The following is a 14674-nucleotide window of genomic DNA, read 5'->3' on the forward strand; positions in this document are numbered from 1 at the left end:
CAAACGGTCAGGCAGACTTGTGGCATGGCTGACCCGAAGCGTCGACGTCGCCCACACCTGATCTCCACTCCGCTCCGCAAGAACGGCGAGGTGACGATCCCGCAGGACATCAGGAAACAACTGGAGCTTCAGGAGGGCGACCACTTGGTGGTGGCCGTCGAGGACGGCCGGATCGTCATGACTCCGGCCTCCGTGATCCCGGAGGATCAAGCCTGGTTCTGGACGCCCGAGTGGCAGGCCAAGGAGCAGGAGGTGGAGGAGGACCTGGCCCGAGGCAAGCGGGGCACGGTCTTCGAAGACGGCGAAGCCTTCCTCCGGCACTTGGCGGACGACGCCGGGCTCGACCCCGCAGAAATCAAACGCCGTGCCGACGGATGAGGAGCCGGCCCACTTCCTGCGTTACTGGGACCAGTTCACTGCGGCGCCCCCGCACCCGCCGAACGCCGGTGGGCGGCCCGCACCCCGCGAACCGCCCACCGGTACCCACCCCCGAGAACCCCGAAGCCCCCCGAAAGCCCCGAGCCCCCCGACCTGTCCCCCCGACCTACCCCCCGCGCCTATCTCGGCTTCGGCTTCCGCCTCAGCCGATCCGGTCCAGCACCAGCGGCGTGCGGGTGTACTCGGTGCCCAGCGGCGAGACCTCGACGCCGCCCGTCAGCGCCTCGATGGCGTACTCGAAGCGCTCGGGGGTGTCGGTGTGCAGGGTGAGCAGCGGCTGGCCGGCGGTCACCACGTCACCGGGCTTGGCGTGCATCTCCACGCCGGCACCGGCCTGCACCGGGTCCTCCTTGCGGGCCCGGCCGGCGCCCAGGCGCCAGGCGCAGACGCCCACCGCGTAGGCGTCCAGGGCGGTCAGCACGCCGCCGGCCGGGGCCGGGATCACGTGCTGCTCCTTGGCGACCGGGAGCGGGGCGTCCACGTCGCCGCCCTGGGCGGAGATCAGGCGGCGCCAGTGGTCCATCGCGGAGCCGTCCTTGAGGGCCTCGGCCGGGTCCTTGCCGTGCACGCCGGCGGCCTTGAGCATCTCGCGGGCCAGTGCGACGGTCAGCTCCACCACGTCCGCCGGGCCGCCGCCGGCCAGCACCTCGAGGGACTCGCGCACCTCGAGGGCGTTGCCGGCGGTGAGGCCGAGCGGGGTCGACATGTCGGTGAGCAGCGCGACGGTGTTGACGCCGGCGTTGCGCCCCAGGCCCACCATGGTGCGGGCCAGCTCCTGGGCGTCGGCCAGGTTCTTCATGAAGGCGCCGGAGCCGACCTTCACGTCGAGCACCAGGGCGCCGGTGCCCTCGGCGATCTTCTTGGACATGATCGAGGAGGCGATCAGCGGGATCGCCTCGACGGTGCCGGTGACGTCGCGCAGCGCGTAGAGCTTCTTGTCGGCGGGGGCCAGGCCGTCACCGGCCGCGCAGATCACCGCACCGGACTCGCGCAGCACGTGCATCATCTCGTCGTTGGAGAGCAGCGCGCGCCAGCCGGGGATGGACTCCAGCTTGTCCAGGGTGCCGCCGGTGTGGCCCAGGCCGCGCCCGGACAGCTGCGGAACGGCAGCGCCGCAGGCGGCGACCAGGGGGGCCAGCGGCAGGGTGATCTTGTCGCCGACGCCACCGGTGGAGTGCTTGTCGGCGGTGGGTACGCCCAGCGCGGCGAAGTCCATCCGGACACCGGAGCGGATCATCGCGTCGGTCCAGCGGCTGATCTCGCGCAGGTTCATCCCGTTCAGCAGGATGGCCATCGCCAGCGCGGACATCTGCTCGTCGGCCACCACGCCGCGGGTGTAGGCGTCGATCACCCAGTCGATCTGATCATCGGTCAGCTCGCGGCGGTCGCGCTTGGCGGTGATGACGGAGATGACGTCCATGGCTTTCTCCCACAAGAAACGAAGAACGGCGCGAGGGCGGCTGCTGCTCAGCCGCCCTCGCGCCAACTCTACGCGCGTCACTCGCGCGTAGCTACCACCAGATCCGGATACTTCCGGATACTTCCGGGTCCTACAACCGCTCCGGGCCGAAGGCGTCCGGCAGGACCTCCGCCATCGTCTTGATCCCGGACGGCAGGTCCACCAGCAACTCCGGTCCGCCGTGCTCGTAGAGCAGTTGGCGGCAGCGCCCGCACGGCATCAGCGCCTGCCCGGCACCGTCCACGCAGGCGAAGGCGACCAGCCGGCCGCCCCCGCTCGCGTAGAGCGCCGAGACCAGCCCGCACTCGGCGCACAGGCCCAGGCCGTAGGAGGCGTTCTCCACGTTGCAGCCGCTGACCACGCGGCCGTCGTCGACCAGCGCGGCCGCGCCCACCGGGTACTTGCTGTACGGGGCGTACGCCCGGGACATCGCGTCCCGGGCCGCCGCGCGCAGCGCGTCCCAGTCGATCTCGGCGACCTGGGGGGCCGTCACTTGCCCTGGCCCTTGCGGTAGATCTGACCGTCGGCCTTCGGCGGACGCAGCCGCTGCGAGGACATCGCCAGCACCACCAGGGTGATGATGTACGGCGAGGCCACGATCAGCGGACGCGGCACCGCGTCGGTGGCCGCGTACCAGGCGGCCATGCCGGCGGCGGCGACCAGGCTGACCACGGCCGGGACCAGCTTGCGCCGGTAGCCCTGCCAGAGCGCCAGCAGCGCCAGGATCAGCGCGATCACCAGCAGCAGCACGTGCACCGAGTCGGGGTCGCGCAGCTGGAGGCTGTCGGTGAAGCCGAACAGCGCCGCACCGGTGGCCAGGCCGCCCGGCAGCCAGTTGCCGAAGATCATCGCGGCGAGACCGATGTAGCCGCGACCGCCGGTCTGGCCGTCGTGGTAGATGCTGGCGGCGACCATCGAGAGGTAGGCGCCACCGAGACCGGCGAAGCCGCCGGAGGCGATCACCGCGATGTACTTGTACTTGTAGACGTTGACGCCCAGCGACTCGGCCGCGGTCGGGTTCTCACCGCAGGAGCGCAGACGCAGGCCGAAGCTGGTGCGCCAGAGCACGAAGTAGCTGCCGACCAGCAGCGCGGCCGCCAGCAGGGTGACCACCGAGAGGTTGCTGACCAGGCCGCCGAGCACGCCCGCCACGTCCGAGACGAAGAACCAGTGGTGGCCCTCGACGGTCGACAGCCAGGAGGAGAGGCCGGGCACGGTCAGGCTCGGCAGCCCCGGGGTGGGCGGGGACTGGCCGGCGCCGGCGCCCGCGCTCTGGTAGGCGGTGTAGTAGATCCGGTTGATGTACAGGCAGATACCCGGGATCAGCAGGTTGATACCGACACCGGCGACGATGTGGTCCACGCCGAAACCGACCGTGATCACGGCGTGCAGCAGACCGGCGAAGGCGCCGGCGGCGATCGCGGCCAGCAGGCCGACCCACGGGTTGACCAGGTAGCCCGCCCAGGCACCGGCGAAGGTGCCGGCCACCATCATGCCCTCGAGGCCGATGTTGACCACACCGGCCCGCTCGGCCCAGAGGCCGCCGAGACCGGCCATGCCGATCGGCACGGCCGCGCCGATCGCGGCGGTGATCTGGCTGGAGGAGGTCAGCGAGTGGTTGCCGGTGGCAGCACCGACGATCGCGAAGAGCAGGATCGCGCCGGCGACCAGCAGCAGGATGACCGGCAGCGACAGCTTGCCGCGCTTGCCGGCGGCCTTGGCGGCCGGCTTCGGACGGGACTCAGTCACGGTGCTCATGCCGCAACCTCCTTCTTCGCGGCGGCGGCAACGGCGGCAGCGGCCAACTGGGCGCCGACCCGCTGCTGCTGGCGCTTGATGCCGTAGCGGCGCACCAGCTCGTAGGCGACCACCACGCAGATCACGATGGTGCCTTCCATGACGTTGATGATCTCCGGCGGGAAGTTCTGCACCGACAGCAGCGGGGCGGAAGCGTCCATGAACGCCCAGAGCAGCGAGGCGATGCCGATGCCCAGCGGGGTGTTGCGGCCGAGCAGCGCGATCGCGATGCCGGTGAAGCCGATGCCGGCCTGGAAGTTCTGGCCGAAGTAGTGCGAGTAGGTCAGCAGGTCGGGCATGCCGATCAGACCGGCCAGCGCGCCGGAGACGCACATGCTGGTCAGCACCATGCGCTTGACGTTGACGCCGCTCGCGGCAGCGGCGCTCTCGGAACGGCCGGTGGCCCGCAGGTCGAAGCCGAACCGGGTCCGGCTGAGCACCCACTGGAACAGCACCCCGAGCAGCACCGCCACGATCAGGAAGCCGTAGAGCTGGCCGCCCTGGGTGCTGAAGGTGAAGAAGTTGCTGGAGTTGGACATCATCTTGGTCTGCACGGTGTTGCTGACCCCGCCACCGGTGCTCGGCACGAAGATGCCCGGCACCAGCAGCATGCCGATCACCGCGGTGGTGATCGCGTTCAGCATGATCGTCGAGATGACCTCGCTGACCCCGCGGGTGACCTTGAGGACACCGGCGACGCCCGCCCAGAGGCCGCCGACCAGCATGGCGACGATCAGCAGCAGCGGGATCTGGATGAACGACGGCAGGTTCAGCTGCCCGCCGATGTACGCGGCGAAGAGCGCCGCCAGCTGGTACTGGCCGTCCGCGCCGATGTTGAACAGGTTCATCCGGAAGCCGAAGGCGACCGCGATGCCGGCGAGGTAGTAGGTGGTGGCCTTGTTGAGGATCGCCACCTGCCCGTCGGAGGCGAACCCGTAGTTCGTCATGACGTGGAACGCCTGGAACGGGCTGTACCCGGCGACGCCCAGCAGCACCGAGCAGAGCAGCACGGCGGTGATCACGGCCAGCACCGGAGCGGCGATGGCCAGGCCGAGCTTCTCGCGGTCGATCCGCTGGAAGAACCCCCGCTGCGCGGGGTGCGTGGTGGTACTCATCTGGGTCACTCCCCCGCCTGCGCGTCGACCGCAGCGGTGTCGGTGGTGTCGGCGTCCCCGGCCGGGGCGTCGACGGCGTCAGCGGCCACAGCGGCCACAGCGGCCACGACAGCCTCGGCAGGCTCATCAGCCACAGCGGTCTCAGTGGCCTCGACGGCCTCAGCAGGCTCAGCGACCTCGGCAGGCTCAGCGACCTCGGCGGCAGCGGCGGCGCCGTCGGACTCGATGCGGCCGGCGGCGGCACCGGTCATCGCGGTGCCCAGGTCCTCGGCGGTGACGGTGGCCGGGTCGGCGTCCGCGACCAGGCGACCGCGGTAGATCACCTTGATCGTGTCGGAGAGACCGATCAGCTCGTCCAGGTCCGCGGAGATCAGCAGCACCGCCAGGCCCTCGCGCTGGGCGACCCGGATGTGCTCCCAGATCTGCGCCTGCGCGCCGACGTCCACCCCGCGGGTGGGGTGCGCGGCGATCAGCAGCTTGGGCTGGTGGCTCATCTCGCGGCCGACGATCAGCTTCTGCTGGTTGCCGCCGGAGAGCGAGGCCGCGGTGACGTCGATGCCCGGGGTGCGGACGTCGTACTGCTCGACGATCCGCTGGGTGTCGCGCTTGGCGGCCGCCGGGTCGATCAGGATGCCCTTGGCGTTGGGCGCCTCGGTGACGTGGCCGAGGATCCGGTTCTCCCAGAGCGGCGCTTCCAGCAGCAGGCCGTGGCGGTGCCGGTCCTCGGGGATGTAGCCGATGCCGGCCTCGCGGCGGGAGCGGGTCAGCATCGCGGTGAGGTCCTGGCCGTCCAGCATCACCATGCCGGCGTCCAGCGGGAGCATGCCCACGATGGCCTCGACCAGTTCGGCCTGGCCGTTGCCCTCGACACCCGCGAGGCCGAGGATCTCGCCCTTGTGGATGGTCATCGAGATGTCGTCCAGCACGACGCGCTCGATGCCCTCGGCGTCGGCCTTGGCGATCCGCAGGTTCTCGAGCTTGAGCATCTGCACGTCGGTGACGGTGGACTCGCGGCTCTCCGGCGAGGGCAGCTCGCTGCCGACCATCAGCTCGGCGAGCTCACGCGCCGTCACTGCCTGCGGGTCGGCGTCGCCGACCGTGGTGCCGCGACGGATCACGGTGATCGCGTCGGCCACCGAGAGCACCTCGTGCAGCTTGTGCGAGATGAAGATGACGGTGACGCCCTCGGCCTTGAGCTCGCGCAGGTTGCCGAAGAGCGCGTCGACCTCCTGCGGGACCAGCACGGCGGTCGGCTCGTCCAGGATCAGGATCCGGGCGCCGCGGTAGAGCACCTTGAGGATCTCGACCCGCTGGCGGTCCGCCACACCGAGGTCCTCGACCAGGGCGTCGGGGCGCACGTTCAGGCCGTACTGGTCGGAGATCTCCTTGATCTTCGCCTTGGCCTTGGCGCCGATGCCGTGCAGCTTCTCGCCGCCGAGCACGACGTTCTCCAGCACGGTCAGGTTGTCGGCCAGCATGAAGTGCTGGTGGACCATGCCGATGCCGCGGGCGATGGCGTCGCCGGGGGTGGCGAACTCGCACAGCTCGCCGTTGATCGCGATGCTGCCCTCGTCCGGCCGCTGCATGCCGTACAGGATCTTCATCAGCGTGGACTTGCCGGCGCCGTTCTCACCCATCAGGGCGTGGACGGTGCCGGTGTTCACGGTGAGGTTGATGTCGTGGTTGGCCACGACGCCGGGGAAGCGCTTGGTGATGCCGCGCAGTTCGACGGCCACGGTCGCCGATCCCATGGTGGGGTTACCTCCCTTGCTGGGGGAGGGCGTGGAAGCGGTGATGGCGATCTCCTGGTGGTGAGCAGGCGCGTCGTTGCGCTGTGGAGGAGGGGAGGCCCGCCGTGCTGCTCGGCGGCGGAGTGGAGGTACGAGAAGGGCCCGGCGGAGTGCGCTCGCGCGCGACCCACCGGGCCCCTCCCTGTCTCAGACGTGTTGCTCGACTACGCGGTGGTACTGGTGGGTCAGTTGGCCGGCGGCGTGGTCGGCGGGGTGATGGTGCCCGCGATGATCGCCTGGGTGGCCTGCTGGATCTTGTCGGCGATGTCGTCGATGTGACCGCCGGTGGTGGCCAGGCCGACACCGCCCGACTTCAGGTCGAAGCGCTGGATGCCGGTGAGCGGCTGACCGTTCTTGACGCTCTGGATGTAGTTGTAGACCGCGGTGTTCACGTTCTTCAGCGCAGAGGTCAGGATGTGGCTGGAGTAGGCCGCCAGGGCGGACTGCCTGGCCTGGTCGGTGTCGACGCCGATGGCCCAGAGCTGGTCACCCTTGGTGGGGGCCGGGGTGGTGGCCACGGCCTGGATCGCACCGGTGCCCGAGGCGCCGGCGGCGGCGTAGATGACGTCCGCGCCGTCGTCGATCTGGCCCTGGGCGGCGGCCTTGCCCTTGGCCGGGTCGGTGAAGCCGGTGAAGTCCGGCGGGGTGGTCAGGTAGGTGGTGTCGATGATGATGTTCGGGTTCACCGACTTGGCACCGGCCTTGTAACCGGCCTCGAACTTCTTGATCAGCTCGGACTGCACGCCACCGATGAAGCCGATGTGGCCGTCCTTGCTCTTGCTGGCGGCGGCGATGCCGGCCAGGTAGGAGCTCTGCTGCTCGGTGAACTCCAGCGAGGTGACGTTGCTCGGCTGGGTCGGCGAGTCGGAGTCGATGATCGCGAACCGGACGTTCGGGTGCTCCTTGGCGACCTTCTCGACGGTCGCCTGGTACACGAAGCCGACCGCGATGATCGGGTTGTAGCCGGCCGAGACCAGGCTCTCCAGACGGGTCTGCTTGTCGGAGTCGGCCTCACCCGGCTTGGCGTCGGCCTCGCTGGCCTGGATGCCGAAGTCCGCCTTGGCCTTGTCCAGACCGGCCGCGGCCGAGTCGTTGAAGCCCTGGTCACCACGACCGCCGACGTCATAGGCCATACCGACCTTGAGACCGGAGCCGGAAGCGGAGGACGAGGCGGTGTCGGTGCTCTTTGCGCCGCAAGCGGCGAGCGAGGCGATGCCCAGGGAACCCGAGAGCACAACCGCGGCGAGCTTTACTGAACGGCGCAAGGGAGTATCTCCTTCTCACACACCCGTTTGGCGTGGTCGGACGCCACCGTAACGCGCGTAGAACACGGTTGTGTTACGGGTCGCCTGGCCACTCGGGTTGTTATCAAACCGTGGCACTTAGGCCCATCAGGTCCCTAAAACACCGATGAGCGACTTAGTGTCCCACGGCCCCGCCGAACCATCGCTCCCCCGTTCGATCTTGATGGTTCCATGGCGAACTCCTGATGCCGCCGGTATCGCCCTGGCCGCCGCCCTCAGCAGTGGCCGTACTCCAGTGCCAGCGAGCCGAAGAGTTCGACGCCGATCGCGATCGCCCGCTCGTCCACGTCGAACCGCCCCTGGTGCAGATCCCGCACCGCGGTCTCGTGCGGAGCGCGCACCCCGAGCCGGGCCAGCGCGCCCGGCGCGTGCTCCAGGTACCAGGAGAAGTCCTCGCCCCCCAGGGACTGCTCCGTTTCCTCCACTACTCCTTCACCTTCGCCACCGAACTGACGCGTCATCGCCATATCCAACTGGGCGATCGTCTCCGCCTCGTTCACCACCGGCGGGACCCCGCGCTTGTAGTCCAGGCTCCACTTGGCCCGATGGATCTCGGCCATCGCGCCGATCAGCTCGTGCAGCGCGTCCGGCACCTCCCGCCAGCCGGCCAACTCCAAGCAGCGGACGGTGCCCTCCAACTCGGCATGCTGTGGGATCACGTTCGGCGCGGAGCCGGATTCGATCCGGCCCCAGACCAGGCTGACACCCCAGCGCGGGTCCATCCGGCGGGCCAGCGCGCCCGGCAGGTCGGCGGCCAGCCGGCCGATCGCGGTGACCAGATCGGTGGTCAGATGCGGGCGGGCGGTGTGCCCGCCGGGGCCGTCCAGGCTCAGCACCAGGGCGTCGCAGGCCGAGGTGATCGCACCGGTGCGCAGGCCGATCCGGCCGACCACCACCTTGGGGTCGCAGTGCACCGCGAAGATCCGGCCGACCCCCTCCATCCCGCCGGCCGCGATCACGTCCAACGCGCCGCCGGGCATCATCTCCTCGGCCGGCTGGAAGATCAGCCGCACCGGCTGCCGCAGCCGCCCCTCGCGCAGCGCGTCGGCCAGCACCAGCGCGGTGCCGAGCACCACCGAGGTGTGTACGTCGTGGCCGCAGGCATGGGCGCAGCCGGGCACCGTGGAGCGGTACGGGACCTCGGACTTGGCGTCCTCGATGGGCAGCGCGTCGATGTCCGCGCGGAAGGCCAGCAGCGGGGTGCCGACCTCGGTGCCGGGCGGCACCAGGTCGACGAGCAGCCCGGTGCCGCCCGGCAGCGGCCGGGGATCCAGGCCCGCCGCGACGAGCCGCTCGCGCAGCAGCCTGGTGGTGCGGAACTCCTGGCGGCCCAGCTCGGGATGGCGGTGCAGATCGCGACGGAAGGCGATCAACTCGGCCTCGTAGGCCCGTACCTGCGCGCGCAGCGGCCGCAGGGCCTCTCCGGGGGCGGACGGCGCCTGGGCGGCAGCGGTCGCGGCGGCCTGCGGGCTGGACTTCGGGGCGGTCTGAGGACGCTTCACCCCAACAAGGGTATGGGCGCGGCTCGAGTTTGGCTTGACTTCAGCCGAATAACTCCCCGGATTGGCGCATACACGGCCCGCAGGTGGGTATGACATCTCGTTTCAGCCGCCTTCCCCGGTGGCACCGCCCTGGGCGATGAACCTGTGCAACGACCAGCGGCCCCAGGGGTCACGACCCGATCCGACGCTCCGCGACACCGCCATCACCAGCATGCGTCCCCTTTGTCATACCTGGGTGGCCGGGGCGTATCAGCATGCGGTCATTCAGGTCATGGGCTGGCAAAGAATTCAGGCGAAGTCTTGAAGCTCGACCATCTGAGCGAATAGACACAACCGCACAGTCAAACTCCCACTCCGCCGACCCTCCCTCAGGAGCCAGGTCAGGTGGGGTGATCCGTCACGCCCGCGTCCGGAACGAGCTCACGAAGCCCGCCCGGCACGCCGTCACCAGTTCCTGCCCCCGCAGGAGCTGGGGGCCTTCCATGAGAAGTGGGGAACTCACGTGCCCGCAGCTGCTCGCAGCCGGCTCGCCGGGATAGCCGTCGCCGCCCCGGCCGCCGCTGTCCTGGTCCTGGGAACGCTCGCATTCGCCAGCCCGGCCATCGCCGCCACCACCGCTGACCAGCCGTCCGCCGCGAAGGAACTGGTCGGAACCCACCCCGACTGGGCCACCCCGCAGGCCGACGCCGGCGCGGTTGCGGCAGGCACCCCCGCCACCGCCCGGGTCTACCTGGCCAGCCGGGACCCGCAGGGCCTGGCCGCCTACGCCCAGGCCGTCTCGGACGAGAGCTCCCCCGAGTACGGGCAGTTCCTCTCCACCGCCGAGGCCAAGGCCAAGTTCGGCACCAGCGACGAGCAGGTCAAGGCGGTCACCCAGTGGCTGACCAGCGCCGGTCTGAAGATCAGCGCGAGCGACCCCCACTACCTCCAGGTCACCGGCACCACCGACCAGTTGACCAAGGCGCTGGGCGCGCAGTTCCGCAACTACCGCACGGACGACGGCACCCACCGGGCGCCGGCCACCGACGCGGTGGTCCCGGCCTCGGTGGCAGCCGACGTGACCGGCGTCCTGGGCCTGGCCGACACGGTCCAGAAGTCCTCCTCGAACGCCATCTCGCAGGCCGCCGCCGAGCAGGAGGCCCAGGCGCAGGACGCCGGCCAGGCCGGCGCCGACGTGAAGGCCCCGAAGACCCTGCCGACCGACCCGACCTGCTCGGACGGCAAGTACGGCTCCAAGAAGGCCACCGGCGCCCCGGCCGGCTACGAGAAGAACGAGCCGTTCGCCCCCTGCTCGTACGTCCCGAGCCAGCTGCGCAAGGCCTACGGCGTGACCGACGCCAAGCTGACCGGCAAGGGCGCCACCGTCGCCATCGTCGACGCCTACGGGCTCGGCACCATGGAGGCCGACGCGAACCACTTCTCCACCGCGCACGGCGACCAGCCCTTCGCCCCCGGCCAGTACAAGGAGGTGCTCACCCCCAACCAGTGGAACAACCAGGCCAACTGCGGCGACTGGTCGGGTGAGGAGGCGCTGGACGTCGAGATGGTGCACGGCCTCGCGCCGGACGCCAACGTGGTCTACGTCGGCGCCAACTCCTGCGAGGACCAGGACCTGACCGCCGCGCTGAGCAACATCGTGGACAACCACCTGGCCGACATCGTCTCGAACTCCTACGGCGAGATCATGCACGGCAAGAGCGGCGACCTGGACCCGGCGGTCATCGCGGCCGACAACCAGGTCTTCCAGCTCGGCGCCACCGAGGGCATCACCTTCATGGCCTCGGCCGGCGACTGCGGCGACAACTCGCCCGGCGCGGCGGCCACCGGTGCCAACTGCCAGGCCGACACCAACCAGGCCCAGACCCAGTGGCCGTCCTCCTCGCCGTGGATCACCGCGGTCGGCGGCACCACGCTGGAGCTGAAGAACAAGGCCGGCGACTACGGCCACGAGCTCAGCATGGGCGACGACCGCTCGGTGCTGTCGGCCGACCAGAAGTCCTGGACCCCCTTCCCCGGCGCCTTCTACTTCGGTGGTGGCGGCGGCGTCGTCAAGGGCGAGGCCCAGCCGTGGTACCAGCAGGGCGTGGTGCCGGACTCCATCTCCACCGTGGCCGCGGACGGCACCAAGTCGGCCACCCCGCAGCGCGCCACCCCGGACGTCGCGATGAGCGGTGACCTGGTGGCCGCCACCCTGGTCGGCTACACCCCGGCCGGCGGCGCCTACAGCGAGGGCGGCTACGGCGGCACCTCGGTCTCCTCGCCGGAGTTCGCCGGCATCGAGGCCGACGCCATCCAGGCCCGTGGCGGCCGTCCGATCGGCTTCGCCAACCCCGGCCTGTACGACCGCTACAACACCCGCGCCTTCCACGACGTCAACGACGCCGCGGTGCGCACCAAGCGCGGCAACGTGGTGGACCTGGGCATGGTCGGCGGCCAGCTGAAGGTGCGCCTCTACAAGGTCGGCGCCGACTACGGCCTGTCGGCCGCGCAGGGCTACGACACCGCGACCGGCCTCGGCTCGCCGGGCAAGGGCTTCTTCAAGTCCTACACGCTGAAGCACGACAACGCGGACAACGCGGGCCCGGACAACTCGGGCGACGACAACCAGCAGGACTGATCAGCTGATCAGCTGATCGAGGCGGGCCCGGAGTCGGTGACTCCGGGCCCGCCTCGCGTCCAGGGCCCGGTGCGCTCAGAAGCGCTCCACCGGTCGGTACATCCCCCAGACCTGGCGCAGCGCATCGCTCACCTCGCCGAGCGTGGCCCGCGCGGCCAGTGCCTCCTTCATCGGGTACAGCACGTTGTCGCTGCCCTCGGCCGCCCGGCGCAGCCCGCGCAGCGCGCGGTCCACCGCCGAGCGGTCCCGCTCGGCCCGCAGCCGGGCCAGCCGGCCGGCCTGCCGGGCCTCGATCGCCGGGTCCACCCGCAGCGGCTGGTACGGCTCCTCCACCGCCTGCTGGAAGCGGTTGACCCCGACCACGGTCCGCTCGCCCGCGTCGGTCTCCTGCTGGATCCGGTAGGCGGTGCGCTCGATCGCGGCCTTCTGGTAGCCCTGCTCGATCGCGGCCACCGCACCGCCGAGTTCCTCGATCCGCTCCAGCAGGCCCAGCACCGCCGCCTCCACCTCGTCGGTCATCGCCTCCACCGCGTAGGAGCCGGCGAAGGGGTCGACGGTCGCGGTGACATCGCTCTCGTAGGCCAGCACCTGCTGGGTGCGCAGCGCCAGCCGGGCCGCCTTCTCGGTGGGCAGCGCGATGGCCTCGTCGAAGCTGTTGGTGTGCAGCGACTGGGTGCCGCCCAGCACGGCGGCCAGCGCCTGGACGGTGACCCGGGCCAGGTTGACCTCGGGCTGCTGGGCGGTCAGCTGGACGCCGGCGGTCTGGGTGTGGAACCGCAGCATCTGCGACTTCGGGTTCCGCGCGCCGAAGGTGTCGCGCATGATCCGGGCCCAGATCCGGCGCGCGGCACGGAACTTGGCCACCTCCTCGAGCAGCGTGGTGCGGGCCACGAAGAAGAAGGAGAGCCGCGGCGCGAAGTCGTCCACCGCCATCCCGGCGGCCAGCGCGGTGCGGACGTAGGCGATGCCGTTGGCCAGCGTGAAGGCGATCTCCTGCGCGGGATCGGCCCCGGCCTCGGCCATGTGGTAGCCGGAGATCGAGATGGTGTTCCACCGGGGGATCTCGGCCCGGCAGTACTTGAAGACGTCGGCGACCAGCCGCAGCGAGGGCTCCGGCGGGAAGATGTAGGTGCCGCGGGCGATGTACTCCTTGAGCACGTCGTTCTGCACCGTGCCGGTGAGCCGGTGCGCCGCCACCCCCTGGGCCTCGCCGACCAGTTGGAGCAGCAGCAGGAGCAGGGCGGCGGGCGCGTTGATGGTCATCGAGGTGGAGACCTCGCCCAGCGGGATGCCCTCGAGGAGCACCCCCATGTCCTCGACGCTGTCGATCGCCACGCCCACCTTGCCCACCTCGCCGGCCGCGAGCGGGGCGTCCGAGTCGTAGCCCATCTGGGTCGGCAGGTCGAAGGCGACCGAGAGCCCCGTGGTGCCGCCCGCGATCAGCTGCCGGTAGCGGGCGTTGGACTCGGCGGCGGTGCCGAAACCGGCGTACTGGCGCATGGTCCACGGGCGCCCGGTGTACATCGAGGGATAGACGCCCCGGGTGAACGGGTACTCCCCCGGCCGCCCGAGCGCGGGAGCGGGCGGTTCGGGGCCGTACAGCGGCGCGATCGGGAGACCGGACTCGCTCTGTCGTGGCTCTGCTGCCATCGGATCCTCCGCACGGAAACGGGGTGGCACCGCGGGCCGACCGGCTCCCGGTGGGCGAGGGGCCTGCTGCGATGATGGCACCGCAGGCAGTCAGGCACGACGAGCGCACGCAAAGGACACGGCAATGGGTACCGGTCAGCAGAAGATCGCGGTGGTCACGGGCGCGAGCAGCGGGATCGGCGCGGCAACCGCGCGGCGGCTGGCGGACGAGGGCTTCGAGGTGGTGCTGACCGCGCGTCGCACCGAGCGGATCGAGCAGCTCGCCAAGGAGATCGAGGGCAGGGGCGGCGTCGCGCGCGCGATCACCCTGGACGTCACCGACCGGGCCGCGGTGGACGCCTTCGCCGTCGCGCTGGGCCGGGTCGACGTGCTGGTCAACAACGCCGGCGGGGCCTTCGGCGCCGAGTCGGTCGAGCGGGGCGACCCGGCCGACTGGCTGGCGATGTACCAGGTGAACGTGCTGGGTGTGCTGCACATGACCCAGGCGCTGCTGCCCGGCCTGCGGGAGAGTGGCGACGGCACGGTGCTGATCCTCTCCTCCACCGCCGCGCTGGCCGCCTACGAGGGCGGCGGCGGGTACGTGGCCGCCAAGCACGCCGCGCACACCATCGCCGCCACGCTCCGCCTGGAGCTGGTCGGCGAGCCGATCCGGGTGATCGAGATCGCCCCGGGCATGGTCCGCTCGGAGGGCTTCGCGGTCACCCGGTTCCGCGGCGACGAGGCCAAGGCGGCCGCCGTCTACCAGGGCGTCTCGCACCCGCTGACCTCCGAGGACATCGCCGACACGGTGGCCTGGGCGGTCACCCGCCCCTCGCACGTCAACATCGACCTGCTGGTGGTCCGCCCGCGCGCCCAGGCCTCCAACTACAAGGTGCACCGGGACTGACCCCGGCGGGCGGATCGGACCGGCCCGCCAGGCACGGGTCACAACTTGATAGCTCGTCAGGGTGAATTCCGTGAGCACTCTCCCCAACTGATGAGTGCTCAACTACCGTGGTGCCG

Annotated in this window: 11 protein-coding genes; 3 read left to right on the forward strand and 8 right to left on the reverse strand. The window is 70.7% G+C overall.

The features are described 5' to 3' along the window. The first annotated feature begins 24 nt into the window (after positions 1-24). Entirely contained in the window at positions 25-378 is a 354-nt protein-coding gene (locus tag OG403_RS15010) for an AbrB/MazE/SpoVT family DNA-binding domain-containing protein (protein WP_329564752.1), read from the forward strand. A gap of 202 nt (positions 379-580) precedes the next feature. Here OG403_RS15010 and OG403_RS15015 read toward each other — a convergent pair whose 3' ends face one another. From OG403_RS15015 to OG403_RS15045, 7 genes are all read right to left on the reverse strand, one after another. Then, the gene (locus tag OG403_RS15015) at positions 581-1858 is read right to left on the reverse strand and encodes a thymidine phosphorylase (RefSeq protein WP_329564753.1); all 1278 of its coding nucleotides are present in this window, start codon (positions 1856-1858) and stop codon (positions 581-583) included. Between the two features lie 130 nt (positions 1859-1988). Next, complete coding sequence (locus tag OG403_RS15020) at positions 1989-2390, reverse strand: cytidine deaminase (protein ID WP_329564754.1); 402 nt, start codon at positions 2388-2390, stop codon at positions 1989-1991. Next, entirely contained in the window at positions 2387-3655 is a 1269-nt protein-coding gene (locus tag OG403_RS15025) for an ABC transporter permease (RefSeq protein ID WP_329564755.1), read from the reverse strand. Before OG403_RS15025 ends, OG403_RS15020 begins: the two co-directional genes overlap by 4 nt. Continuing rightward, entirely contained in the window at positions 3652-4809 is a 1158-nt protein-coding gene (locus tag OG403_RS15030; RefSeq protein ID WP_329564756.1) for an ABC transporter permease, read from the reverse strand. Before OG403_RS15030 ends, OG403_RS15025 begins: the two co-directional genes overlap by 4 nt. A gap of 5 nt (positions 4810-4814) precedes the next feature. Further along, on the reverse strand, positions 4815-6560 hold the full coding sequence (locus OG403_RS15035; RefSeq protein WP_329564757.1) for an ABC transporter ATP-binding protein: 1746 nt from the start codon (positions 6558-6560) through the stop codon (positions 4815-4817). A 224-nt stretch (positions 6561-6784) separates the two neighbouring features. After that, positions 6785-7864: a BMP family lipoprotein gene (locus OG403_RS15040; protein WP_329564758.1), complete on the reverse strand. Its 1080-nt coding sequence runs from the start codon at positions 7862-7864 to the stop codon at positions 6785-6787. A gap of 254 nt (positions 7865-8118) precedes the next feature. Beyond that, entirely contained in the window at positions 8119-9318 is a 1200-nt protein-coding gene (locus OG403_RS15045; RefSeq protein WP_329572317.1) for an amidohydrolase, read from the reverse strand. A 589-nt stretch (positions 9319-9907) separates the two neighbouring features. Here OG403_RS15045 and OG403_RS15050 point away from each other — a divergent pair. Then, positions 9908-12022 (forward strand): S53 family peptidase, encoded by a 2115-nt coding sequence (locus tag OG403_RS15050; RefSeq protein WP_329564759.1) that lies wholly within the window; start codon positions 9908-9910, stop codon positions 12020-12022. A gap of 75 nt (positions 12023-12097) precedes the next feature. On the opposite strand, the gene OG403_RS15055 is transcribed toward OG403_RS15050, so the two are convergent. Next, positions 12098-13672: an acyl-CoA mutase large subunit family protein gene (locus tag OG403_RS15055; protein ID WP_329564760.1), complete on the reverse strand. Its 1575-nt coding sequence runs from the start codon at positions 13670-13672 to the stop codon at positions 12098-12100. 124 nt (positions 13673-13796) lie between these two features. Here OG403_RS15055 and OG403_RS15060 point away from each other — a divergent pair, with 124 nt between their 5' ends. Continuing rightward, entirely contained in the window at positions 13797-14558 is a 762-nt protein-coding gene (locus OG403_RS15060; protein ID WP_329564761.1) for an SDR family oxidoreductase, read from the forward strand. The last annotated feature ends 116 nt before the right edge of the window (positions 14559-14674 follow it).

This window comes from Kitasatospora sp. NBC_01266 (assembly GCF_036242395.1).
GTDB lineage: Bacteria > Actinomycetota > Actinomycetes > Streptomycetales > Streptomycetaceae > Kitasatospora.

Coding starts and splice junctions, on each gene's coding strand:
- OG403_RS15010 (WP_329564752.1), top strand. CDS start 25: ATGGCTGACCCGAAGCGTCGACGTCGCCCACACCTGATCTCCACTCCG.
- OG403_RS15015 (WP_329564753.1), bottom strand. CDS start 1,858: ATGGACGTCATCTCCGTCATCACCGCCAAGCGCGACCGCCGCGAGCTG.
- OG403_RS15025 (WP_329564755.1), bottom strand. CDS start 3,655: ATGAGCACCGTGACTGAGTCCCGTCCGAAGCCGGCCGCCAAGGCCGCC.
- OG403_RS15030 (WP_329564756.1), bottom strand. CDS start 4,809: ATGAGTACCACCACGCACCCCGCGCAGCGGGGGTTCTTCCAGCGGATC.
- OG403_RS15035 (WP_329564757.1), bottom strand. CDS start 6,560: ATGGGATCGGCGACCGTGGCCGTCGAACTGCGCGGCATCACCAAGCGC.
- OG403_RS15055 (WP_329564760.1), bottom strand. CDS start 13,672: ATGGCAGCAGAGCCACGACAGAGCGAGTCCGGTCTCCCGATCGCGCCG.
- OG403_RS15060 (WP_329564761.1), top strand. CDS start 13,797: ATGGGTACCGGTCAGCAGAAGATCGCGGTGGTCACGGGCGCGAGCAGC.